We start from the raw sequence: 23650 nt of genomic DNA on the forward strand, positions 1-23650 counted from the left end.
CATCACGCAGCGTATATGCCCTCCTCCGCCACATACTTCTTCCTGGCCAGGTCAAGGAGCCTCTTTGTGAAGAGCAGGGAATAGGCCACAACCACCATTCCGAAGAGCAGAGAGGCCCAGGCCGCCAGTGCTATGTTCCCGTTTGACGTGGCAACGTCTATGACCTTCATGAGGCCCACAGATACCGTCAAGTTCTTGCCCGCCGCTATGCTCGGCCAGTACTCACCGATCATGAGGCCGCCCCAGGCACTGTTCACCGTGGAGGATATGCCACTGACAAGGTAGGGCAGGGTGGACGGTATTATCACGTACCTGAGCCTCTGGAAGTATGAGAGGTTCAGGTTCCTCATGACCTCCCCGTACTCTGCCGGCATGGCCTTCACACCCATCCAGAAGCTGTAGAAGACGTAGTAGAAGGTGCTCACGAAGCCCAGGAATAGGACAAAGGCCTCATCCGTTAGTGGGCCGAAGAAGTAAGTGACTACCGGGTATACGCCGAGGAAGAGGAAGGGGAAGTACGTCGGGGCCGGGTAGGCACTCAGCGTCTGTATGAGCGGGACGCCTACGGCCTCTGCCCTGCTGTGCTGGGCCAGGTAGTACCCCAAGAATATGGCTATCGCTGTGGAAACAAGAGATATGACTGCAACCCTCAAGTAGTCGTATGCCAGGCTCTCAAGCAGGAAAGGTGTCTCTCCGATAAGTGTGGACCATGTCCTCGCGCTCACCCTCACTATCTCCGAATAGGAGCCGTAAACGATGAGGGCTAGGACCACGAAGCCCGTGGAGGCCCACACGTACCTGAGGTTGTGCACCCTCTTCTCCCTGTCAAAGTCGTCATCCTCAACTGGCCTCTGCGACCTGAATATGTTGTACCTGGCCAGTTTTGTGAGGGGGTTCACGGAGGCGATGGCGGAGAGCCTCAGTGTCTCCCGGACGTTGAGCCTGCCCCTCCTCACTATTGGCTGGTCGGTATCGAGGGTGTACTTGGCCACGGCGTACCTACTGAACTGCCTGAGCCCCAGGACTATGGCTGCTATGAAAACCGCGAGGATGCCGAGTGCCGTCCAGACGAGGCTGTATGCCCCGGCACTTACGTAACCGTTCAGGAGAGTTCCTATGCCGAAGGTCTGGTACGTGTGCACCCCAACGGAGAAGACCTCGCTCACCGTTATGTAGAAGAAACCGTCCGACACGCTGGGGAACAGGTTCGCTGCTATCCTCGGCACAGAGAAGGGTATGTAGACGTTCCTCATCCTCTCGAAGAAGGTGAGCCTGTAGTTGTCGGATACCTCGATCATCTCCCTCGGAATGGTCTTGAAGGCCTGGTACTCGCCCATCCATATGTTCCAGACAACTGCGGTGAAGACGAGGAAGTCGGCGGCCAGTTCCACTCCCAGGGGGCCACCTATGCCCAGGACAAAGAGCGAGAGCACGACTGGGAAGAAGGAGATCACGGGCACAGATTCGAGCACCTCTATGAGTGGTATGTATACGTTCTCGAAGGTCTGGCTCTTCACTGCCGCATACGAGAGGAACCACCCGGTGACTATGGAGAGGAGCATCAGGCCGAGCACACGCCCCGAGGTGGCGGCCGTTGCGGCAATGATCAGGAGTATCTGGTTCATCTCCTCTCCCTCGTGAGGTAACCGTAAAGGAGGTCAAGGTACCTGTCAAACTCCGGGTTCCTGGGGCTCCTGGGCCTGGGCATCCTGACGTCCACAGTTGCCACGATCGTGGCCGGAGACCCGTTTACAACGTATATCCTGTCCGACAGCTCGAGCACCTCGGTCAGGTTGTGGGACACCATTATGACGCTGCGCAGGGGGTTGTCCTCGCTGAAGAGTATGTTGTATATATCCTGCCTGAGACCCTCCGCTGTGAGCTCGTCAAGGTGTGCGAACGGTTCGTCCATTAGCAGCACTGCCGGGTCGGCTGCAAGTGCCCTGGCCACAGCCACCCTCTGCCTCATCCCTCCGCTCATCTCCTTGGGGTAGAGGTCCTCAAACCCCTGCAGGCCAACCCTCTCCAGTGCCTGCCTAGCCACCTCCCTTGCCTCCTCCTTGCTCATCCTCTTCGGCTTCAGTGCAAGCATCACATTCTCGAGGGCAGTCATCCAGGGAAAGGTGACGATGGACTGGTGGACGAGTATTACCCTGGGTGTCGGCCTCAGTATCCTCCTGCCCTCGAGGTAGACTTCTCCAGATGTCGGCTTCAGGAACCCCCCGATGAGCCTGAGCAGAGTGGACTTGCCGACACCGGATGGGCCAACTATGGAGACGAACTGCTTCTCGCCCGCGGTGAGGTTAACGTTCGTGAAGACCCTGAAACCGTTCTCATAAACAAACTCGAGGTTCCTGACCTCAATCGTTGTTCCACTGTCCTCACCAGAGCGGTATGGGCATATCATATAAAACTGTTACACACATTGTAGTTGTGGTGTATACATAAAAGCAAAATAGATGGAATACAGGCACTCCGTCAGGGTATAAGTGTGCGGTTGGAAACATGCACTCTCCCACCGTTTTCCCCTTTACAGTGCCCGCATCTGTAGGATACCGACTGTGGCAGGCTTCACTACAATGTCCGCACAGGACATGGCTGCCCATGGGAGAATGTTTAACCCTGCAGGCGATACAAGGGCGTGGTTTTCCCTGTATTTGACACCGGCGTCTGGATAAGGGGCCACAGGGCAAGGTTTGACCTCTCGCAGAGCGGTATGGCTGGGAGGACGGGGATCGAGCGTTACCTGGCCGCAGGAACTGCAAGTGAGGAGCAGGTGAGGGAGGAGTTCTCGTCCATATACGGTGTGGACCCGTCAGGTGTTGTGGTGACGCACGGTGCCACGGAGGGCGTCTTCCTGGTGGCACTGGCCCTCAGGCTGTCCGGCAAGGAGACATTCACGGCTCCAAGGCCGGAATACGAACTGATGTTCAAGGCCCCCGCCATATCGGGAATGAGGGAGGAAAACGGCGGGGTCACCTTCGCAAGCAACCCCAACAACCCCACGGGTGCATTCAGGCAAGCATTCAGGGGCAACGCGGTCGTCGATGAGACATTCCTGATGTTCCACACTGACCCGGGGAAGGTCAGGTACGCGGGTGACGTGTTCAGGGTCACCACGCTCACAAAGTTCTTCGGCGCTGACGACGTAAGGGTGGGCTTCATAGTCTGCCCGGACACGGAGATGAGGAGGAGGATAGAGGGGCTCAGGGGCCTTGTCTGGGAAAACATGCCTTCCATGTCCCTGGGATCCGCGCTCAGGATCCTGAAGGACTACGACAACATCGCCTCCACTGTCAGGCCCATGGTCAGGAAGAACCTCTCTTACATGGTGAGCCACACTGGCAGGCTGAGGTTCTACAAAAAAATCGAACCAGTATCCGTCCCGGTCACGTTCGTGGACTATTCCAGCTACACTGACGCCGCGCCGGAGGAGGTGTGCGAGTACCTCTGGGGCAGGGGTGTCTCTGTGGTGCCCGGGAGCATCTTCGGTGCCAGTGGCCCCAACTTCAGGGTCTGCGCCACAAGGGAGGACTTCCCGGAGGCATTCGAGGCCCTGAAGGGGGCGCTGGAGGACTTCCCTCCTACTCCCTGAGCCTCGAGCCAATCAGTGAGGACACCATCCTGAGCGTGTCCTCGGCCGCCCTGGATATGTAGAAAGCGCTGGAGAGGAAGCCGTGGACCATGCCTGACACCCGGATGGCGGTGACGTTGACGCCATGCCTCCTCAGCCTCTCTGCATAAGTCTCACCCTGATCCCTGAGCGGGTCATACTCCGCTGTCACAATCACCGCGTCTGCCAGGCCCGACAGGTCAGGAAGCAGTATGGGCGAGAACCTGGGGTCGAGGGCGTCCTGGGGGCCATTCAGGTACTGGTCGGAGAACCATGACATCAGGTCGTGCGTGAGTATCAGGCCATCCCCGTACTCCCTGTACGATTCGGACGCGAAGTCAGGGCCCACAACCGGGTAGAACAGGGCCTGGAGCCTGGGCTGCCTGAGGCCCCTCATCTTTGCCATTGCGCAGGCCACGGCTGTGAGGTTTCCGCCTGCACTGTCCCCAGCTATGCATATCCTCTCGCTACTGATGCCGAAGTCAGGGGAGTGCTCCATGAGGTAGGCATAGGAATCTATGGCGTCCTCAGCCGCTGCGGGGAACTTGCTCTCCGGAGCGAGCCTGTAGTCAACAGAGAACACCTTTGCACCTGAGTGCTTCGCCATGTACCTGCACATGGCATCATGCGTCTCTATACTGCCGAGCACAAACCCACCACCGTGCAGGTAGAGGATGGCACAGTCGCTCCCAGCATCATCGTAGATCCTGACCTTGAGGTCCCTGCCAGGGAGCCTGAAAACAGTGTCCCTGACGCTCCTCACACTTATCTCCGGCACCTGGGACACGGCCAGCCGCTCCATGGATCTTATCCTGTCCAGCGGCGTTGTCCTGGGATCCGGCATGGGGTTGTTCTCAAGGATCTTCAGCATGTTCCTTATCTGCGGGTCCAATGTCATGACCTGAAATATGCCATTCTGGCCTTATCTACTTTTCCAGTATCGATAAAGGGCAGTGAAAGGTTTATTAACAATGGTATGCTATAGCCTACCAGTGTTGCCCACGGTAACAGAAGAGGTGTCCTGCGTTCTCTTATTACACTCTGGCAGGCACCATCCTGTACCGTAACTGAGGGCAAGAGGTGGTGTCTGTGTTTTCGGGCGGTGAAGGAAGAGAGGATAGTGTACAGAGTTACCGGATATGGAGCCCCTGGTACGTGAAGAGGGACTGCGGCCGCGTCGTGGTCTTCGATACCACGCTCAGGGACGGGGAGCAGACTCCGGGCGTCGCCTTCGGTGCCAGGGACAAGGTGGAGATAGCATCGGCTCTGGAGGAAGCTGGTGTTGATATAATAGAGGCAGGCTTTCCCGCGGTATCAGAGGAAGAGATGGACGCCGTGGCACAGGTGGCCTCCACCGTGTCAAGGTCCGAGGTGGCGGCACTGGCCCGGTGCAATACAGGGGATATCGAGAGGGCCATAAATTCAGGGGCTTCCCTGGTGCATGTATTTATAGCCACATCGGATACGCATATGCATTACAAGCTGCGCATGAACAGGGATCAGGTGATATCCAGGATAAGGGATTCAGTGGAGAGGTGCTCGTCCTCTGGCATAGGCACCATGTTCTCGCCCGAGGACGCCACAAGGTCCGACAGGGAGTTCCTCTTCAGGGCAATTGCAACTGCCGTGGAAGCAGGGGCCAGGTGGATTAACATACCCGACACCGTGGGCGTCATGTTCCCCTCGTCCATGTTCGAGATGGTCAGGGAGGTGCACTCCGCGTTCAGCACCGATCTATCAGTGCACTGCCACAACGACTTCGGCCTCGCCACAGCGAACACGCTGTTCGGCATAGCCGCCGGGGCCAGGCAGATGCAGGTAACGGTCAATGGCATTGGCGAGAGGGCAGGCAACGCCTCGCTCGAGGAGTGTGTCCTCGGGGCAGAGGCTTTCCTGGGCTGCAGGACAGGCATAAGGAAGGACAGGCTCTACGATCTCTCCCGCCTGGTGGCGGAGAAGTCCGGTGTACCGGTGCAGCCCAACAGGGCCATAGTGGGGCAGAACTCCTTCTCCCACGAGGCGGGCATACACGTGCATGGCGTCATAAACGAGCCTTCGACCTACGAGGCCTTCGACCCAGCCATCGTCGGGCGGAGGAGGGAGGTGGTCTTCGGGAAGCACTCCGGCATAAACGCAGTGATATGGGCCTTCAGGAACAGGGGAATGGAGATTGACGAGGAGGAGGCGAGGGCAGTCCTGCGCTCCATAAAGGCATCAGGTGGGCGGATCACGGAGGATGAGGTCGTGGAGAGGTTTGAGAGTGCGAGGTGATTGTGTTGGGAAAGACGGTTGCAGAGAAGGTTTTCTCGGCCCATTCTGGCACTGATGCCTACGCTGGCGATTTTGTGGAGGCGGAAGTAGACTACGTGATGGCCAACGACATCACAGGTGCGCCGGCCATAGAAGCCTTCAACCAGCTGGGCATGGAGCCAATAAGGGAGAAGATCGTGCTGATACCTGACCACTTTGTCCCGGCCAAGGACATAGCGAGCGCCATACAGGCCAGGAAGCTCCGGGACTTCGTGTGGAAGTACGGCATAGAGAACTACTTCGAGGTGGGGCGCGGAGGGGTGTGCCACCAGGTGATGATGGAACAAGGGTTCGCTGCGCCTGGAAGGCTCATAGCTGGCGCGGATTCCCACACATGCACATACGGTGCCCTGGGGGCAATATCTGTGGGCATAGGCAGCACCGAAGCGGGTGTGATATTCGCCACGGGCCGCATGTGGTTTCGCGTGCCCCAGAGTATGAGGTTCCAGGTAGATGGCGAGCCGGACCCATACGTTGAGGGGAAGGACATAATACTCAGGGTCATATCCGAGATCGGGGTGGAGGGTGCACGCTACAGGTCGATGGAATTCTACGGCAGCACCATATCGCTCCTCGACGTTGCTGAGAGGATGACCATTGCGAACATGACCACTGAGGCCGGAGCCAAGTGCGCCTATGTGCATGTCGACAAGAAGACGCATGAGTACCTAAGGGGCCGTGTGAGGGGCACGTACAGGGAGGTATCTGCAGACTCGGACGCTGAGTATGTCAGCGACATCCACATAGATGCCACAGAGCTCGAGCCTCAGGTGGCCCTACCAGGCTCGCCGGACAACGTGAGGCCGGTGAGCGAGGTCGATGACCACATAGACCAGGCATACATCGGTTCGTGCACTAACGGCCGGCTGGAGGACATAAGGAAGGCAGCGGAGATCCTGAGGGGCAGGAAGGTTCACCCTTCGGTTAGGCTCATCGTGGTGCCATCGAGCCAGAGGGTCTATGAGGACGCCATAAGGGAGGGCCTGGCAGAAATAATCGTGGAGGCGGGTGGCTTCTTCTCCGGCCCGACCTGCGGCGCGTGCCTTGGCGGCTACATGGGTGTCCTCGGGCCAGGGGAGGTGTGCATATCAAGCACGAACAGGAACTTCCTGGGCAGGATGGGTGACAGGGACTCGAAGGTCTACCTGGCGAACCCGTCTGTGGTGGCTGCGAGCGCAGTTGCAGGCAGAATAGTGAAGCCAGAGGAGGTGCTGGCCAGATGATCATGGAAGGCAGGGTGTGGAAGCTCGGTGACAACATAGACACAGACCAGATAATACCTGCCAGGTACCTTGTCACATCTGACAGGAAGAAGCTGGCGGAACACATACTGGAATACACTGTCCCGGAAATGAGGGGTGCTGTGAGGCCAGGAGACATCATCGTGGCGGGCAGGAACTTCGGGTCAGGGTCGAGCAGGGAGCACGCTGTGCTGGCCATCCAGGGCGCTGGCATATCCTGCGTGGTGGCGAAGAGCTTTGCGAGGATATTCTACAGGAACTCCATAAACCTGGGCCTTCCGGTGATAGAGGCTGATGTTGATGTTGAGCAGGGGGACACCATAAGGGTTGACACTGACCAAGGCACCATAGATACCCCCAGGGGCAGGTACACGTTCAGCCCGTACCCGGAGTTCATAGCCGGGATAATAAGGGCAGGCGGCCTCATAAACTACGTGAAGGGTGGCGGGCTACGCTCAAGGTAGCGGTCATCCCGGGGGACGGCATTGGCAAGGAGACGGTGCCAATGGCCGTAGAGATGATGTCAGAGATGCTGGAGAACGTGGACTTCCAGGAATTCGGGATCTCTTCGCAAAGGTACCTGGAGAGCGGCACGGTGATGAAGGAGGAAGAGGTGGAGGAGATCAGGAAGAAGGACGCGGTGCTCTTTGGCGCCATAGGCGATCCCAGGGTGAGGCCCGGCATCATGGAGAGGGGCGTGATCCTGAACCTGAGGGCCACCCTGGACCTCTTCGCCAACGTAAGACCTGTCCGCTCCTTTGTCACAGGCAGGGAACTGGTGGTGTTCAGGGAGAACACCCAGGAGTTCTACGTGGGCATAGGAGGGGACAGGAGTGGCATCGAGCGGCCACTGGGCCTGTACGGCTGCGAGGGCACAATCGGCGTGCGCCTCTCGGTACGGGGAAACATGGCTTTCGACATCGGCATCATGTCAGAGGCCCACCTGAGGAGGTTCTTCTCCAGGCTCAGCATCTACAGGGGCAGGAAAATCACCGTGACAGACAAGGCGAACGCGGTGCCGAACATGTATTCCCTGTGGAGGAGCGTGGCTGCAGAGGTCCTGCAGAGGGATGGATTCGAGTTCACCTTCCAGTATGCAGATTCTGTTGCCTACGACATGGCCAGGAACCCTGAGAAGTATGAGGTCATAGTGGCGCCTAACCTGTACGGGGACATACTCTCTGACCTGGCTGCTGGCCTATTCCATGGCCTCGGCTTTGCTCCAAGCGCAAACATAGGCGACAGAAGGCCAGGCCTTTTCGAACCTGTGCATGGCTCCGCACCAGACATAGCAGGGAAGGACATAGCGAACCCGTTTGCTACAATCCTCGCCGCATCCATGCTCCTGGAGTACAACGGGCATCCAGGACTGTCAAAGGCAATAAACGACTGCGTTGCAGAGTGCTACAGGTCCCGGATACTGACACCGGATGCGGGGGGAAAAATGAGGAGTTCCGAGGTCTTCAGGGAATTCATGAAAAAACTGAGGGGCGCAGTATGACTACGTCCTGGCACTGGCCCTCTCCTTCACGGGCCTGAACATGGCCCTTATCTCCTTCCCTATGACCTCTATCTGCTCCTTTCTCGCCTTCTCCCTCATGGCATCGAGGTTCTTCTGCCCTGAGTAGTATTCGTCCATCCACTCCTTCGCAAAGGAGCCGTCCTTGATGTCCCTGAGTATCCTGTCCATGGCTGCCTCGTAGTGCTCGTCTATGACCCTTCCACCCCTGGTCCTCCCGCCGTACTCCGCTGTGTTGCTGACGCCGTCCCACATGTTCTCAATGCCTCCCGCCTGTATGAGGTCAACGATGAGCTTCATCTCGTGGAGCACCTCGAAGTAGGCTATCTCCGGCTGGTAGCCCCTGGAGACCAGGAAATCGAAGGCCCTCTTTATGAGCTGCGAAATGCCGCCGCAGAGCACAACTTGCTCGCCGAACAGGTCTGTCTCGGTCTCCTCAGTGAAGGTCGTCCTTATGACCCCTGCCCTGGTCGCACCGATCCCCTTCGCTATGGCCATGGCGGTCTGGAATGCCTTACCTGTATAGTCCTGCTCCACTGCGACCAGCGATGGTGTGCCGAACCCTTCCAGGAACGTCTTCCTCACCATGGCCCCGGGCGCCTTGGGTGCCACCATGATCACGTCCACGTTCGCCGGTGGGACGATCCTCCTGAACCTTATGTTGAAGCCATGGGCGAACTCCAGGGTCTTGCCCTCTGTGAGGTGGGGCATTATGCTCTCCCTGTAGACCCTTTCCTGGGTCTCGTCAGGGATGAGCACCATGATCACGTCCCCAGCATCTGCCGCCTCGCTGATCTCCATGGGCTCGAAGCCGTCGTCCCTGGCCTGCCTGTAGCTCTCGCCATTTTTCCTGACGCCAACTATCACGTCCACCCCGGAATCCCTGAGGTTCAGGGCCTGCGCCCTTCCCTGGATGCCGTAACCTATGACGGCCACAGTCTTTCCATCAAGGTATTTCATGTCCGCGTCCTTTTCCGTAAGCACGTTCACCATGCCCTTTCCTCCTCCCTTACAAGGTCGTTCACAACGCTCACGTCCACAACACCGCTGATCCTCCTGAGGTGCTTCAGCACCTTCTCTGTATCTTCCCACCTGTACGGCTCTATCTCTATCCTCACCATCCCGCCTTCCTCCTCGTACTTGAGACTCCTCATCTCTATGTTCCTCCTGGAGAACTCAAAATACGTCCTCTGGAGCACTCCATCCTCCTTATTGGCTGAAACCAGCAACTTCACCATTCTCCACCTCCTTCCACCTGCACCTTCCGTATATTATGTCCGCCTTTCCTCCCCAGGGTGGCGTCATGGGCAGGCACTCCTCCTCCCTGTCTGTCCTTACCTCGAGAACGTAGGGCCCCCTGTAGGCCAGCATCTCTCTGAGGGCATCCTCCATCTCTGAGGGCCTCTCAACCGTGCTGGACTGGACGCCGAAGCCCTCCGCTATCTTTGCGAAATTGGGCGCCTTGCTGTAGTCCGCGGCGTATATGACGTTACCGTAGAAGTGGGCCTGGAACTGCCTTATCATGCCGAGGCTTGCATTGTTCATCACAACCGCTTTCACAGCCACATCTTCCTCAACAGCAGTGGCCAGTTCCGACACGGTCATCATGAAGCCGCCGTCTCCTATGAGGGCGACCACTGGCTTGTCCGGCCTCCCTATCTTTGCCCCTATGGCTGCAGGCAGTGCGTAGCCCATGGTGCCCATGCCTCCGGACGTTATGAACTTCCGGGTTCCCCTGGCCTCGAAGTAGTGCGCAGCGAACATCTGGTGCTGCCCCACATCGGCCACGAGTATCGCGTCCTCCGGGAGCACTGAGTTCATTGCGTGTATGAGTTTCTGCGGCTTCATCGGCTCACTCATGAAGTTGAAGTCACACCTGCAGAACTCCCTGACCTTCCTGACCTCCTGTACCCATGCCTCCCTCCTCTCGTTCTCTCCCACGTACTTCAGGAACTCCCTCAGGAAGTCCACTATGTCTGCCCTGATGCCTATGACGTCCTTCTTCCTCTTGCCTATCTCCGCCTCGTCATTGACCACATGCACCACGGTCCTTGAGGGTATGAACTCGTCCATCTTCGCTGTCGTCCTGTCACTGAACCTGGCCCCCAGGGCCATCACGAAGTCAGACCTGTTCAGCACGTACCTGGAAGAGCCTCTGCCGTGTATCCCGGTTATGCCCAGGGCCAGTTCGTAGTCCTCGGGCACCGCCCCCTTCCCCATGACAGTCGTGACCACCGGTGCGCCGATCCTCCTGGAGAGCTCCAGGATGAGTTCCCTGCAGCCCTCAGCCTTGGCACCGCCTCCAGCAAGGATCACGGGCCTCTGGGATGACCTGAGAGCGCCCACAGCCTCCGAGACGTCTGGCACCTCCGGGAACTTTGCACCTTCGTACCTGTACGCTGTGTACTCCACCTGTGACATGGATATGTCGCTGGGTATGTCAACGGCAACCGGCCCCCTGCGACCTGACATGGCCGTGGCGTACGCCTTCCTCAGTGTTGGCACCAGGTCCTCTGGCCTCTTCACCTTGTAGTTGGCCTTCGTCACGGGTATCATCACGTCAAAGACGTCTGCCTCCTGGAATGCGTCTGTCCCAAGCGCCTTCGTCCCCACCTGCCCGGTTATTGCCACCACCGGTATGCTGTCCATGTACGCTGTGCCCAGGCCTGTTACCAGGTTCGTTGCCCCGGGCCCGGATGTGGCTATGCAGAAGCCTGCCCTTCCGGTCACCCTTGCGTAACCGTCGGCCATGTGGGCGGCACCCTGTTCCGTCCTGGTCAGGTGGTGCCTGACCCTGGAACCGGCCAGCGACTGGTATATGGCAAGGTTTGCACCCCCGGGTATCCCGAAGAGGTGGCCCGCACCCACGTCCTCCATGAATCTCACAACAGCCTCAGACCCTCTCATATCAACCTCCTGAAACCAGCCACAGCTGGTTCAGTGTAAGATAATAATGACTGCAGCGACAACAACACTGTCGTCACACACCAACACAGGAGCTGCAGCCATGCTGATCAGTGGCAGGCAATGATTATATTTAATATTTTCTGCCGCTTTCCTATGAAAAAATTCCATATGTAAAGCGTTATTTGACATATTTTTTAATCAATGTGGGATATAGCAGTGTATGCGGATGTGGATGGTGAACCCAGTTTACATGTGTGACAGGCACCTGCTCGGGGAACACGTGGAAATCCACATGCTCGTGTCGTCAATAGGGATGGGAAGAAACATAGGCGGCTTCCTTGAGAGGAAACTAGTTGACCCGTCTTCTGCACTGAGGCGCCATGAGGAGATCGTTGGGGAAATGCTAAAGAGGGGCTTCAGGCACACATCCCCCTTGAGGGGGGTGGAACGGATCCAGCACCTGCTGGTCTCAAATCCGCTGGATGCCGAAGCCAACCTCACCGAACTGTTATCCAGGTGCCAACGCTGCAGGCAGAGGTACCGGGAGGTCAGAAGTCTATGCCCCTCCGGGCAGGCACACCGGCCCTGAAAGGGTGCTTTACCTCCACCATCTCCGTCACCAGGTCAGCCCTCTCCATTATCCTCTCCGGCATCTTCCTCCCTGTCATCACGAGTTCCGTGTTCGGGGGCTTTTCGTCGATCATCTTAATGACCTGGTCCTCGTCTACCAGGCCATAATAGATGGCAACGTTGACCTCGTCCAGTATGACAACGTCCCAGCGGCACGAGAGCATCTCCTCTTCCGCTTTCCTGAACGCCTCCTGGGCCAGGTTCCTGTACTCTGGCGGGGGCTGGCCCCTCGGGCAGACCTTGACGTTTGCAACCCTCCCGTTGTTTCCCTTCCTGTACTCGTCTTCCCAGACGATGAAGTAGGGCATGCCCACGTATTCGAGCCTTATCAGCTCCCCGAGGTTGTTCACGCCCCTGTTCTCCCCGTAGGTGCCCAGCTTCATAAACTGCAGTATGTAGACGTGCATACCCCACCCGGCCGCTCTCAGGGCCAGGCCAAACGAGGCAGTGGTCTTTCCCTTCCCGTTGCCAGTGTATACTTCTACCAGCCCCCTGGTTAGCCTCAAAGGAACACCTCCATGTATATCCGCAACGCAGAGTTAACGCTATCTGATCCCATGTTTTTCTACTCCCTCCCAATACACGTGGGAATGCTCAACGTAGTGATAGCTGATGCGGAGCTCGAGCTGATCCCCGGGGAGATGCTGGATGACTACCAGGTGAGGAAGTACGCGAAGAAGAGGAAGAAGCCTGCAGCGGAGGTGCTCCTCGATTCTAACTTCCTGCACGGTGCCATAGAGAGGCACTTTCCCGGCGGCTCCACCAGGATGGGGAGGCCAGACATCTTCTACATACTCCTGCAGGTCCTGCAGGAATCGATCCTGAACAAGAGGGGACTCCTCAGGGTTTACATCCACACGAAGCACAACAAAGTCATACACATCGCACCGCAGACAAGGGTACCGAAGTCATACAACAGGTTCGTCGGCCTCATGGAAGACCTCTTCAAGAAGCAGGAGATACAGAGCGGCCAGGAGAAACTGCTCACCTTGAAAGATGCCGATCTCTTCTCCCTCCTGGACGACCTCGGGAAAGAGGTCGTGCTCCTATCGCCGAGGGGCAGGCCATCTAAGCCGGAGGACATAATCAGAGAAGACATGTCACTGGTCATAGGCGGCTTCGCTGAAGGGGACTTCCAGACGGATGTCTATTCACGTTACAGTGCGCACTCGATCTTTCCAGACGAGCTGACGATATGGTCGGTGGCATCCGAGATTGTCGTCAGGTACGAGTGCATGTTCGGCCCACTGTGACGGTTTACGACTCCCGCCTTCGCAAAGTGTTCACGCTGATTCAGAAAATGTAAGACGCACTCCGGCAACGTTTTTGCACTCCACTGCATCGTCAGGTACATGCGCGGGTACAGTGAGTGTGAGGCTGCATGCTGGGACTACGGGGCTGACAGCGCCCCATTCTACTCGTGCCTGGATGCCTGTGAGAGGGGTGAGCCAATTGTACGGCCAACCTTTGTGGTGGCACGGCCGGACAAGGGGAACCGCACAGGGAACAGGGAAAGGTTGGTAAAATAACAATAAATACAAGGAAAAGATAACGGAAAAGTCACTATGGCACGATTGCATACCAGAAAGAGGGGTAAGTCGGGTTCAAAGAGAGTCTATACGGAAACAAGGCCATCATGGGTGCAGATGAGCGACCAGGAGGTGGTGGACACCATAAGGAACCTCAGGTCACAGGGCATGAGCTATTCTATGATTGGCATCACCCTCAGGGACCAGTACGGGATTCCGTCCACCAGGACAGTCATGCGCAAGAAGCTGGGCAAGATAATCCAGGAGCTGGGCATGGCGCCCCAGGTGCCCGAGGACCTCATGAACCTCATAGAGAGGTACAGGAACATAACCAAGCATGTGGAGATGAACAAGAACGACCTGGACAACAAGAGGAGACAGGCACTGCTCATGTCAAAGATCCTGAGGCTCGTGAAGTACTACAAGAGGGAGGGCTACCTTTCAGAGGAGTGGAACCTCAGCAAGGTTCTTTAGGGTCACCGGATGAGCGTAGGCTTCATACCCCCAGACCTCCTGAATGCCCTCAAGAAGGCTGCGGCTGAGGTCAGGGCGCACGATACGGTGCGTGTTCTGGGCCACTATGACGGCGACGGCACAAGCGCGGTCATAATCCTCACGCGGGCCCTCGAGAGGGAGGGCATAAGGTACCAGGCGGGCTTCATAAAGGAGCTCGATGCAGAGAATTTCAGGAAGAGGATGATGGAGGCCCCCGACCTTTTCACCATAGTTGTGGACGCAGGCTCTGACCAGCTGCGGTTTGTTCCGGACATGGAGAACGTCCTGGTCCTTGACCACCACTTCTACAACAGGGCAACGGTTAAGGGGATGAACATAAATGCAAGGGACTTCGGCATAGACGGAACCAGGGGAGCCTGCGGAGCCACCATGGCCTTTGCCTTTTCCCTTGCCATGTCCGAGGAGAACTCGGACAGCTTCCCCTTCATGCTCTCAGGTGCCATTGCGGACAAGCAGGACATAGGCGGCTTCACAGGCCTCAACAGGGCCATAATAGAAGCACTGGGCCCAAACTACAGGAGTATCAGGGGCCCAAACCTTGAGGGAGAGACGCTCGCGGAGGCCATAGCGTTCTCCACGGATCCGTTCTTCAGGGACCTGTCAGGTTCCATGGAGAGGACTGAGGAGTTCCTTAGGGGGATAGGCCTGGACCCTGCAAGGAGGCTTGCCGAACTCACAGAGGACGAGAAGGCACAGGCGATCAATGCCCTCGCTGCCTGGCTCATATCGCAGGGTGCCGGGAGCGAGGCTATCAGGTACACCGAGACGGATCTCTACATCTTCGACCAGTACGGCCTTTCATCCAAGGACATATCTGGCATAATAGACGGAAACGCCAAGGTGGGCAGAAACGGCGTCCCGGTGCAGTTCTTCCTGGGTGATGAGGGTGTCAGGCAGGAGATGCTGGCCAACTGGAAAACGTACAAGGGCAAGCTAATAGACTACGCCTACAGGGCCTCCAAGGAGATATTCGAGGAACAGAACGTGAGGTACTTCTACGCGCCCGAATCAGAGATGGCAGGCTCCATAGCTGGCCTCCTGACCCTCTATGTGCTCCCGCAGGACAAGCCGCTGATTGGCTTCAACGTCGGCGATGGCACCACAAAGGTGTCATCGAGGGCCTCCAGGAGGCTAGTCGAGAGGGGCCTGAACCTATCCACTGTGATGGCAGAGGCCTCCAGGGAGGTAGGGGGTACAGGAGGGGGGCATGACATCGCAGCCGGTGCCTCGATACCCAAGGGAAGGGAGAGGCAGTTTGTGGAGATTGTGGGCAGGCTTGTGGGTATCCAGCTGAACGGCAAGGCTGGTCAGGGTGCCAGTGCGGAGTGACATACGCGTCCGGACACGACAAGAAGAACGACAGGCCTCACCCTTCCGGGAGGGGTGTTGGTCAGAAAGAATATATGCAATGGTTGAATAAATGAGATGAATGAGACGGATAGGTATATACACCTCCGATTTCAGGTTTTATCACAATATAATTGTTGAGCTTAAGAAATGGGGCCTCCCTTTTGTGAGCCTTGAGAACCCCAATGACATACCTCCCGATGTTGCCGTCGTTCTCACTTCTGAAACGGATGTTGAAACCTTTCCCGTGCAGGTCAGGGATTCGAGGCCGGATAGTGCTGTCAGGAAGGCCATCCCGTACCTGCTCAACAAGACACACTTCAAGAGGATAACGGTCGGCATAGACCCTGGGCCATACCCGGGCCTTGCTGTTATGGGTGAGAGCATACTCCTTGAGGCGACCGAGTGCCCGTCCATCCAGAGCCTCAGGGTGCAGCTGGAGAGTATAGTGAGCAGCTACTCTTACAGGGAAATAGTCATAAATGTCGGGAACGGAGACCTGCCAAACAGGGCCGAGATCACCTCTATGCTGGAGAGGATGGGCCTTGACTTCAGGATAGTGGACGAGAGGAAGACCAGCGTGCCGCACAAGATGCATGATAACGCCCTTTCCGCAGCCAGGATTGCGAGGATAGACGGTGACAGTTACAGCTTCCAGGAGATAAAGGGCGTGAGGAAGAGGGACCTCATAGAGGTGGAGTTCAAGACACTGAAAAAGTCGATCTAGGTGGACCAATTCAGGGCCTGAATAACTGGCCACATTTCCCCAGTGGATCGCTTGGGGCACTGAAACCGCATCATTCTCTTGCTTCCCCCTGTGTGGAATTCCGTTACACCACGCTCTTCACAACCGAGCCGAAAGTGGTGTGGTACCGTCCTCATGCCCTCCTTGAGATCCCCCTGGGTCGGACTCACCTCTTCCACTTTGGCCTGCCGCCGGGCGTCTGGGGCCTCCTCCTGGATGTCGCCACCACTATCATTACCACAGCCACAACGGCAACAACGTAATATATCCAGTCATAGTTCGGCGGCTGCCCGTAATAGAAGGTGGACGTAGCGTAGTCGGTGCTGCCGTCAACCTTCACCGTGGGGCTGCTCACAACGACCCTGAGTGTGTGCTCCCCGTCTGCTGGGTGGTATGGCGGGTAAGGTATTATCCAGTCGTACCGCACGGTAGTGGTAGAGTCCGGGGAGAGGTTCACGACCTTTGAACCGACCAGGGTGTTGTCCACGTAGAAGTAGACGGTCACGTTGTCTATGGGCACGTTCTCCGGGTTATTTATCACTGCGTTCAGGACGTATGGCTGCACCACCTGTATGCTGATGGTCGTCGTGTATTTCAGAACGGAGGAGCCGTCACGGGCCCAGGTCTCTATGTACAGGTACAGCACCCCTCCTGTGTCCGGTGTCTTGACTGGGATCCTGAAGTCCGAGGTGTTTGCACTGCTGTTGTAGTATGTCCCGGACGGGCTCATGCCTGTGAGGTTCTGGCCGTAGAATATCACCTGCAAGGCGTAGTCCCTGAAGCCCACGGAATCGTTCACCCACACCGTTATGGAGGTGTTGGTCGCTGAATAGGACGGGGCAGTGACAGAGGCTGTGAAGATGCTGGTTGGAGATGAGGCGTGCGCTGCAGGGATGAGCATGCCCATGGCCATTACGATGAGCAACACCGCGATTCCGATCTTCCTCATGGTCTCCTCCTGTTCCTGTAAACTGCAACACCGATGCCAACTGCCACTATCAGGACTATGGCTATGAGGCCAGCCTCGAGGTTGATGAACGGGTCACCTGTGTAGTTCGCTATTACATTCGGCCCGGTCGGGTACGGGGGTACCTGGTAGCTTACTCCGGGCATGGCAGTGTACACGGTCACGCTCTTCGTTATGTTGTATGTTGTGTTTGTGAACGTCACAGGCACGCTGACCGGCGCTGTTACGTTGGAGGTGGGCGTGAGGAGGACGTATAGTGTCATGTTGACGCCGAAGCCCAGGTAAACATGGTGAACCGCAGTACCGTTGGCGTAGGTGAGGGTGGCGTTCCAGTGCGTGAAGTTGAGGCCGCTCTGGTTCCCTATGGACGGCGTCAGCAGTATGCCGGTGTCACCCGTGTTGTTGATGTACACTGGCAGTTTTAGGGCCTTTCCGTCCGGTATGCCCGGCACAGAGGTTGAGAGCGATATGCCAGGCACCTGTGTTACGTTAACTGTGAGGTCAACGGTGGAGTTGCCAGACGAGTACCTCACGGATACAGGCACCTCCTCTGTGCCGCTCTGAACCGGCTTCACCATGCGGAGCTGTGCGCTCAGGTTGACCGTTGCACCGACCGGTAGGTATATGGAGCTCCTGTTGAAGGCGGCCACCCATGAGCTGCTGGCACTTGAAAGGTTAACAGTGGCGTTGAAGTTTCCTGCATTGCTCAGCTGGAACTTAACCTCAACAGAACCGAGGAGCGTCACGTTGGGTACCTGGGTCTGCTTCACTATGAATGATGCCACGGGCTCTTCCACGAGAGTCAACTGCACATACGTTGTCCCTGCTACGCTCTGCGTAACGTTTGTGCCGAACGTTATTGTCTCATTTATGCCGTTTATAACCGTGTGCTTCGATATGGATGAGGAGAACGAGTAATTGCCGTAAGGCAGCACGAAGTATGTGAAGGGCGTGACGTTCATGCTGGCGCCGTTCGAGCTCACGGTGACGTTCTGGTGGAGCAGCTGGCTTCCAAGGTTCTCCGACACGTAAACTCTGCCCGCTTTCTGGAGCGTGATGACCAGGTCTTCGCTCTTCTGGAATGGCCCAACAGTGAACGAACCGAAGTATGCATAAGAGCCGCTGGCGTCCGTCACATAGATGCCGTAGTCCCCGGAGGTCAGGTTAACGCTGAACGCCCCGGAAACGCCTGTGGATGTTGCCGCAACTTTTGAGCCGTTCTCGCCTGTTATGACCACACTGGAGAGAGCGGCCGGTGACCCACCGACGTAGGCTTTGCCTGTAACCTGGGTGTAGAAAGGCACTGCGTGCACACTCACTCTCACTGTCTCATTCGCCACCAGGCTCACGCTTGCACTGCCGCTCAGTGTGAAGGACCCGGTGGTGTTCGAGACCCTTGAATTGAACTGGATACTGTAGGACCCATATGGCAGCAGTATGCTGCTGTTCGATGTCACAATGATTGCCATGCCGTTCCTTATGGTGTAGTTGCCGCTAGCCGAGGCAGAGTTGTTGAGGCCGAGAACGTATGAGGGCTCCATAGCTGGCCTCACTGTCACGTTCCGGTCAACATACAGTACCGTTATGTTGCTCTTGGTCCCGTTCTCGGAGTACACTGTGTAGTAACCTGGCACCAGGTTGTGTCCGCTCACAACGCTCCCGTTCGAGCTGAATATCTCGTAGTGCGGCGCATCAACAGTCAGTGTGGAGAGTGGCTGCAACACCTCGCTGACCGATGCGTTCTGGTTGAAGGGAACAACGATGGTGGGAACGCTCACGCTCGCACCGTACTCCGGTGAACTTATCTCCACTGAGTAAACCCCGGGCATCACGTAAACATTTGCAGTGCCGTTCGCCAGCGTTCCCGTGAATGACCTCACACCTGACAGGGTAACGGTGCCGTTGGCCCAGCTTCCCATGGAGGTCATGACATGCATTGAGACATCCTTCATCAGGGGCTCCGCCCCTATGTAAGTTGAGTTTGTGCCGGATGGAGCAGAGGAGACCACATAGTATGGGCTCTCATATTCGTATGATGAGGCATTTATCCCGTTCGGGAGGTAGAACGTGGCGTACCCCTGCCCACTGACCTCCTGGAACCCAATTGGCTGGCCGTCGAGCTCCGCCACAGCCATTCCGCCGCTCACTGCGGAACTGCTGCTATAGGAAGACGAAGCATTGCTGTTGTAGATGAAAACAGATTCTGAGTGCGAGCTGGCCAGGCTCATGTTGATGCTGTAGTTGTCCTGCAGCGAGATTGGCTTCAGTGATGTGTCTACCGTTCCAGAGTGCACACCCTCCGCACTGAGCATGTAGCTTCCCAGGGGCAGGAGGATGCTGTAATACCTCGAGGAGGAGTTTCCAGTGGCTCCAATCACTGCCCCGTGGCCTAAGACCTCGTAGGTCCAGTTATAGCTGGAGACACCAGGGTAGTACGAGGAGAGGGTGACATAGGCAGACGGCTCCAGCACCAGGTGCTCGCTGGCCACTCCGCTGACCTTTACAGTGGTTAAGTTGGACATGTGGCCACTCGTCACATAGATCGTGTACACGCCGGGCACGACCTGCAGCGAGTATGTTCCGGAGAAGTTAGATGCCGAGCCTACAACCTGCACTCCGTCCTTCAGGACCGTAACGTTGAATACCCTAGCGTCTGTCGATACATCTATGCTTGCACTGAGCCTGGGCTCCAGCGTGACCGAGAGCTTTTTGCCCCAGCCGGATACCGTCACGTTCTGCTCACTGCTGAACACTCCTGGGCTCGATATGCTGACAGTGTAGTTGCCCGGTGTTACCTCAAAGCCGGCACTCCCGTTCGCGGATGTTCTCTTGACAAGATCGTGCCCGTTTCCGGAGAGACTCACCGTCAGGCCTCCGTAATCAACGCCGTTCGATTCGGCCTTCACTGTGAGGTTGTCAAGTGCGACGTAAACGTTTGCCTGGTTGCTACCGATCGAGACAGAGATGTTCTGCACGTCGGCGTAGTTGTTTCCATCAGAGTAGACGCTTGCTGTGTAGTTGTAGGCTGGTATGTCCGAGAGGTGGTACTGGCCACCGCTCACCGTGGCATTGAACTCTGCGTTGAATGTTGAATTGTAAAGTGTCAGAGTGCCGCTCTCAATGGGCATGGTCATGTTGCCGGTGGGTGATGTCTCGTTCAGGTAGACAGAGCCCGACAGGGTGGTGGTGGGCACCTGGAAGTTCTCCACGAAGTAGTAGTCAGGCAGGCCTGTTGTGGTGTTGTAGTATTCAGGTATCCTCATGGCCTCGTTCTGCGTCACATTTATTTTAACCTTGCCCAGCTCGTGGCTCCCGACAAGCTCGATTGGGTTTTCGGGGCCTGTTGAGAACACTATGCTGTCATTCCCGGGAACTGCCACAAGTGAGTAGTAACCCTGGCTGTTGGTGTACGTCACATTGTGGGGTATTCCGTACTGGTCAAGGAGAGTGACCCTGATTCCAGCAACGGGTTGCCCGTTCGGAAGTGTCACCCTCCCTTCCACGATGGCTCCAGGGTAGTAAGCCACGATGGGGTCAGCCTGGGAGAAGAAGTTAGAACCGGAGAACTGGAAGTCAACAGTGCCTATGTTGTCGACCTCGTACTTGTAAGCCTCCTGCAATGGAATTATCTGCCATGCGTTGGGGTGTGCCTCGTAGTCCTTGTACGGGTTCCAGAGGACGCCGACATAGACGAGTTCGAAGTGGCTCATGTTCCAGGCCGGCATGGCGGGGTAGTTGGAAATGGATGAGGAGTAGCCCGGTATTTCACCGGGGACTCCGGTGGCGGATGAGGGGTAACCGATCATGAAGCGGTATATTGTCGTGTTGTAGAATGCCGGGGTGTATACAAGGTTGTAAGATATGGGTGTCACTCCGGGTGGCAGGTTACTGAGGTTGTAGGTGCCGTTTGAGGTTATGACCTGCACGTTGTAGTATTCCTCGGGCACTATCTCGCCATACGCTGTGTAGGACGGTGTATCTGTAAGGTAAGCCGGCGCATAGAAGATGCCAGGTGAAACGCCTGAGAACGGGAAGAGGTTGTGGTCTATCTGTATGTACTGTATGAAGAAGCCGGTCTCAGAGTACAGATCCTGGTAAAGGTCAACGAGGGTCGATATGGGGTACTTGCTGGCCAGCTGCCCTTTAACATAGGCGTAGTAAGCGTTTGCACCCGTCAGAGCACTGGAGAAGTTGCCGTAAACGGACGGATCCGACAGCACCACACTTATGTAAGCGTTGGAGTCTCTGGATACATCATATATCTTCATGGCCTCCTGGGCCCCGAGCAAAGAGTCCAGGGTGTGCCATACAGGGGCGCTGAAGTTCCCGCCGTTATCCTGCCAGTTGCCCTGCAGCACCCTTGATATCAGGAGCGCTATTATCTGGCTCTGGTTCTGCGCAAGCAATACCTGACCTGCGACCTGGTACCCCTGCTGGAAGTCGTCTGCCACTGCTGGGTGCTGGCCCTGCTGTATCTCCTGGAACCCGTAGTCCCACCATGAGAGGTAGCCTGGCCTCTGGTCAAGCGGGACGTTGGTGTTCTGCGTTGCCAGCCAGAGCATCGATTCTGTGAGTGGCTGCGTCTTGTTCTCTATGCCGAACCCGTAGCCACCAACGAAGTAGGACGATGCCGTGCTGTTATTCACTGGCCTCAGGAACGCCGGGAGCTCGCTGTATATCTCACTGTTTATGTGAGATGCCGAGTTCGCAGGGACGGCGGCCGAAACCACGGCCATCCCGGACGGGATGATTATGCCTATAACAACGATGAACGCGAACACAGCCTGCAGCCAGCCAATGTTCCCCTTTATGGACTTCGCCACACCCTGCTCTGAAGCCGGGCGGCGGCGCTTCACATCGCTCATCCTGACTGCATCCGCGAAGTAGATCAGGATCAGGCCATCGAGGATGGCGTATGCGGGCGCGGCTGTGATGTTGAACCTTGCTGCCTCGAAACTCATGTATATTGAAACCAGGGAGAAGACGAGCAGGTAGAGGAGCGCATCAGTCCTCTCCTTTATGAACCTGTAGATCACCATCACGAGGCCAGCAAGGCCAAGTAGGAACTGTGCAACACCGAAGCCGCTTATGTACTCGCCGAGCGGTGGTGCCTGTGCCTCAGCAATCGTTTCATAAACCCTGTTCTTCACAAAGTACCCCTCGCCGGTTATGAGGGCGTGGAGCACTGCAGGGTCAACAAAGCTGAGGCCTATGACGCCAAGGACGGATATTATGACAATGGACGGTATGGTGATGAGCCACGGCCTCCGGCCGAATATGTTCACCACTATGCCGAAGGCTATAACCATGAGGCCCATCACCACCTCCGGGTAGAACCATGACGGGCCCTCGCCAAGCCTTATATAGTAGTAAGCACCCATGGCGAAGGCGAGAACGTAGAAGACAACTGTGTAAAGGGTAAGGTAGCCAGTTGGCCTCCTCAGTACCATGTTTATGATGTACTGCGCACCGACGTAGATCAGGACAATGACCTCTATGTAGGCGTAGCCCTGCCACGATAGCATGAGTGCGCCTAAGGACGCACCTGCAAGGAGCGAGTAAACGAATGGCAGCCTGTTCTCCCTGACGAAGGACATTATTGAGGACCTGTAGGACCTGAAGTCCGAAAGCCTCTCTATTATGACCCTGTCCTTTGACAGCTTGACGGTCTTCAGGAAGTAGTATATCGTCATCATGGCGAATAGGAGCTCCGGCGTGTGCATCCTCCCACCGGAGGCTATCCCGGCGGACAGGTTGCTCGGCATCAGGGTATAGAGGACGGCAGCTATCATGGCAGCCTTCTTGCCGAATAGCTCCCTTGTGATCAGGTACACCGGTATTATCAGGAGCGCACCGAAGACCGCATCGAACTCCTGGAACACGTCAAAGGCCGCATGGGTAGCGCCCCCAAGGAAGGGTGCCAGCAGTATTCCCGTAACTGCCACGAACCAGTGGAAGAACGGGTTCCTCGGGTTTATGCTGCCCACAGGGTAGTTGAGGGCCAGGTCATAGACAAGCTGCTTGTGGTAGGCAAGTATGTACTCTATTATCCTCCAGTTGTAGTAGGGGTCGCTCCCTCCCGAAGTGCTCAAGACTGGGTATGTGGAAGCGTACGGCCACGCGAAGTATGTCGCTATGAAAATGTAGAATGCGACCAGTATGGTTACAACTGTGATTTCAGTCCTGACACTCGGGCCTCCCCTTTCAGCTTGTCTGACTTCAGCCCGATTACTTTGATCCATAGGCACCCGGAGAGCACTAATGCAATTGGTATATAAAAAAGTGACAGGGAGTGGCGGCAAACATTGGGAGAATCGCAGGAGAAA

The 23650-nt window shown here is 56.6% G+C and carries 19 protein-coding genes; 10 read left to right on the forward strand and 9 right to left on the reverse strand.

Features of this window, described 5'->3' with window-relative positions:
- Window positions 1-2: 2 nt before the first annotated feature.
- Window positions 3-1625 carry an ABC transporter permease subunit gene (locus tag IEW66_RS04590; RefSeq protein ID WP_188680686.1) on the reverse strand — a complete coding sequence of 541 codons (1623 nt, stop codon included), beginning with the start codon at window positions 1623-1625 and terminating at the stop codon, window positions 3-5.
- A complete protein-coding gene (locus IEW66_RS04595) occupies window positions 1622-2407 on the reverse strand; it encodes an ABC transporter ATP-binding protein (protein ID WP_188680688.1) in 786 nt (261 codons plus the stop codon). The genes IEW66_RS04590 and IEW66_RS04595 overlap by 4 nt, the downstream gene beginning before the upstream one ends.
- A 234-nt stretch (window positions 2408-2641) precedes the next feature.
- Between IEW66_RS04595 and IEW66_RS04600 the strand changes: the two genes are divergently transcribed.
- Window positions 2642-3595 carry a pyridoxal phosphate-dependent aminotransferase gene (locus IEW66_RS04600; protein ID WP_188680690.1) on the forward strand — a complete coding sequence of 318 codons (954 nt, stop codon included), beginning with the start codon at window positions 2642-2644 and terminating at the stop codon, window positions 3593-3595.
- Here the strand turns inward: IEW66_RS04600 and IEW66_RS04605 are convergent.
- The gene (locus tag IEW66_RS04605) at window positions 3585-4511 is read right to left on the reverse strand and encodes an alpha/beta hydrolase (RefSeq protein WP_188680692.1); all 927 of its coding nucleotides are present in this window, start codon (window positions 4509-4511) and stop codon (window positions 3585-3587) included. The genes IEW66_RS04600 and IEW66_RS04605 overlap by 11 nt on opposite strands.
- 257 nt (window positions 4512-4768) lie before the next feature.
- Here IEW66_RS04605 and IEW66_RS04610 point away from each other — a divergent pair, with 257 nt between their 5' ends.
- The 4 genes from IEW66_RS04610 to IEW66_RS04625 are packed head-to-tail and all read left to right on the forward strand — an operon-like array spanning window position 4769 to window position 8665.
- The gene (locus IEW66_RS04610) at window positions 4769-5884 is read left to right on the forward strand and encodes a LeuA family protein (RefSeq protein WP_188680694.1); all 1116 of its coding nucleotides are present in this window, start codon (window positions 4769-4771) and stop codon (window positions 5882-5884) included.
- Between the two features lie 5 nt (window positions 5885-5889).
- Entirely contained in the window at window positions 5890-7146 is a 1257-nt protein-coding gene (locus tag IEW66_RS04615) for a 3-isopropylmalate dehydratase large subunit (protein WP_188680696.1), read from the forward strand.
- Window positions 7143-7628: a 3-isopropylmalate dehydratase small subunit gene (locus tag IEW66_RS04620; protein ID WP_188680698.1), complete on the forward strand. Its 486-nt coding sequence runs from the start codon at window positions 7143-7145 to the stop codon at window positions 7626-7628. Before IEW66_RS04615 ends, IEW66_RS04620 begins: the two co-directional genes overlap by 4 nt.
- A 41-nt stretch (window positions 7629-7669) precedes the next feature.
- Complete coding sequence (locus IEW66_RS04625; RefSeq protein WP_229657492.1) at window positions 7670-8665, forward strand: isocitrate/isopropylmalate family dehydrogenase; 996 nt, start codon at window positions 7670-7672, stop codon at window positions 8663-8665.
- Here the strand turns inward: IEW66_RS04625 and ilvC are convergent, their stop codons facing one another.
- The 3 genes from ilvC to ilvB are packed head-to-tail and all read right to left on the reverse strand — an operon-like array spanning window position 8666 to window position 11590.
- Window positions 8666-9676: a ketol-acid reductoisomerase gene (ilvC, locus tag IEW66_RS04630; RefSeq protein ID WP_188680700.1), complete on the reverse strand. Its 1011-nt coding sequence runs from the start codon at window positions 9674-9676 to the stop codon at window positions 8666-8668.
- Entirely contained in the window at window positions 9670-9921 is a 252-nt protein-coding gene (locus tag IEW66_RS04635; RefSeq protein WP_075056357.1) for a hypothetical protein, read from the reverse strand. The genes ilvC and IEW66_RS04635 overlap by 7 nt, the downstream gene beginning before the upstream one ends.
- Window positions 9893-11590, reverse strand: a complete 1698-nt coding sequence (gene ilvB / locus IEW66_RS04640) for a biosynthetic-type acetolactate synthase large subunit (protein WP_188680702.1) — start codon at window positions 11588-11590, stop codon at window positions 9893-9895. The genes IEW66_RS04635 and ilvB overlap by 29 nt, the downstream gene beginning before the upstream one ends.
- Window positions 11591-11810: 220 nt before the next feature.
- Here ilvB and IEW66_RS04645 point away from each other — a divergent pair, with 220 nt between their 5' ends.
- On the forward strand, window positions 11811-12179 hold the full coding sequence (locus tag IEW66_RS04645; RefSeq protein ID WP_188680704.1) for a pyrimidine dimer DNA glycosylase/endonuclease V: 369 nt from the start codon (window positions 11811-11813) through the stop codon (window positions 12177-12179).
- On the opposite strand, the gene IEW66_RS04650 is transcribed toward IEW66_RS04645, so the two are convergent.
- A complete protein-coding gene (locus IEW66_RS04650) occupies window positions 12139-12726 on the reverse strand; it encodes a cob(I)yrinic acid a,c-diamide adenosyltransferase (RefSeq protein ID WP_188680706.1) in 588 nt (195 codons plus the stop codon). The genes IEW66_RS04645 and IEW66_RS04650 overlap by 41 nt on opposite strands.
- An 84-nt stretch (window positions 12727-12810) precedes the next feature.
- Between IEW66_RS04650 and IEW66_RS04655 the strand changes: the two genes are divergently transcribed.
- The 4 genes from IEW66_RS04655 (at window position 12811) to IEW66_RS04670 (ending at window position 16339) form a co-directional block, all read left to right on the forward strand.
- A complete protein-coding gene (locus IEW66_RS04655) occupies window positions 12811-13473 on the forward strand; it encodes a 16S rRNA methyltransferase (protein ID WP_188680708.1) in 663 nt (220 codons plus the stop codon).
- Window positions 13474-13785: 312 nt separating this feature from the next.
- Window positions 13786-14223: a 30S ribosomal protein S15 gene (locus IEW66_RS04660; protein WP_188680710.1), complete on the forward strand. Its 438-nt coding sequence runs from the start codon at window positions 13786-13788 to the stop codon at window positions 14221-14223.
- A 9-nt stretch (window positions 14224-14232) separates the two neighbouring features.
- Window positions 14233-15594, forward strand: coding sequence for a single-stranded-DNA-specific exonuclease RecJ (locus IEW66_RS04665; RefSeq protein WP_188680712.1), 1362 nt, complete (start codon window positions 14233-14235; stop codon window positions 15592-15594).
- Window positions 15595-15694: 100 nt separating this feature from the next.
- The gene (locus IEW66_RS04670) at window positions 15695-16339 is read left to right on the forward strand and encodes a hypothetical protein (RefSeq protein ID WP_188680714.1); all 645 of its coding nucleotides are present in this window, start codon (window positions 15695-15697) and stop codon (window positions 16337-16339) included.
- Window positions 16340-16523: 184 nt separating this feature from the next.
- Here IEW66_RS04670 and IEW66_RS04675 read toward each other — a convergent pair whose 3' ends face one another.
- Together IEW66_RS04675 and IEW66_RS04680 are read right to left on the reverse strand one after the other, a co-directional pair.
- Window positions 16524-17306 (reverse strand): CARDB domain-containing protein, encoded by a 783-nt coding sequence (locus IEW66_RS04675; protein ID WP_188680716.1) that lies wholly within the window; start codon window positions 17304-17306, stop codon window positions 16524-16526.
- Window positions 17303-23566 carry an STT3 domain-containing protein gene (locus IEW66_RS04680; protein WP_229657521.1) on the reverse strand — a complete coding sequence of 2088 codons (6264 nt, stop codon included), beginning with the start codon at window positions 23564-23566 and terminating at the stop codon, window positions 17303-17305. Before IEW66_RS04680 ends, IEW66_RS04675 begins: the two co-directional genes overlap by 4 nt.
- Window positions 23567-23650 lie beyond the last annotated feature (84 nt).

Origin of the sequence: Thermogymnomonas acidicola (assembly GCF_014646795.1) — an archaeon.
Lineage (GTDB): Archaea > Thermoplasmatota > Thermoplasmata > Thermoplasmatales > Thermoplasmataceae > Thermogymnomonas > Thermogymnomonas acidicola.

Excerpts from the sequence above, each read along its gene's own strand:
- IEW66_RS04680 (WP_229657521.1), bottom strand. The coding sequence starts at position 23,566 with ATGGATCAAAGTAATCGGGCTGAAGTCAGACAAGCTGAAAGGGGAGGC.
- IEW66_RS04620 (WP_188680698.1), top strand. The coding sequence starts at position 7,143 with ATGATCATGGAAGGCAGGGTGTGGAAGCTCGGTGACAACATAGACACA.
- IEW66_RS04590 (WP_188680686.1), bottom strand. The coding sequence starts at position 1,625 with ATGAACCAGATACTCCTGATCATTGCCGCAACGGCCGCCACCTCGGGG.
- ilvB (WP_188680702.1), bottom strand. The coding sequence starts at position 11,590 with ATGAGAGGGTCTGAGGCTGTTGTGAGATTCATGGAGGACGTGGGTGCG.
- IEW66_RS04625 (WP_229657492.1), top strand. The coding sequence starts at position 7,670 with ATGGCCGTAGAGATGATGTCAGAGATGCTGGAGAACGTGGACTTCCAG.
- IEW66_RS04595 (WP_188680688.1), bottom strand. The coding sequence starts at position 2,407 with ATGATATGCCCATACCGCTCTGGTGAGGACAGTGGAACAACGATTGAG.
- IEW66_RS04660 (WP_188680710.1), top strand. The coding sequence starts at position 13,786 with ATGGCACGATTGCATACCAGAAAGAGGGGTAAGTCGGGTTCAAAGAGA.
- IEW66_RS04635 (WP_075056357.1), bottom strand. The coding sequence starts at position 9,921 with ATGGTGAAGTTGCTGGTTTCAGCCAATAAGGAGGATGGAGTGCTCCAG.
- IEW66_RS04645 (WP_188680704.1), top strand. The coding sequence starts at position 11,811 with ATGCGGATGTGGATGGTGAACCCAGTTTACATGTGTGACAGGCACCTG.
- IEW66_RS04655 (WP_188680708.1), top strand. The coding sequence starts at position 12,811 with ATGCTCAACGTAGTGATAGCTGATGCGGAGCTCGAGCTGATCCCCGGG.
- IEW66_RS04670 (WP_188680714.1), top strand. The coding sequence starts at position 15,695 with ATGAGACGGATAGGTATATACACCTCCGATTTCAGGTTTTATCACAAT.
- IEW66_RS04605 (WP_188680692.1), bottom strand. The coding sequence starts at position 4,511 with ATGACATTGGACCCGCAGATAAGGAACATGCTGAAGATCCTTGAGAAC.
- IEW66_RS04675 (WP_188680716.1), bottom strand. The coding sequence starts at position 17,306 with ATGAGGAAGATCGGAATCGCGGTGTTGCTCATCGTAATGGCCATGGGC.
- IEW66_RS04665 (WP_188680712.1), top strand. The coding sequence starts at position 14,233 with ATGAGCGTAGGCTTCATACCCCCAGACCTCCTGAATGCCCTCAAGAAG.
- ilvC (WP_188680700.1), bottom strand. The coding sequence starts at position 9,676 with ATGGTGAACGTGCTTACGGAAAAGGACGCGGACATGAAATACCTTGAT.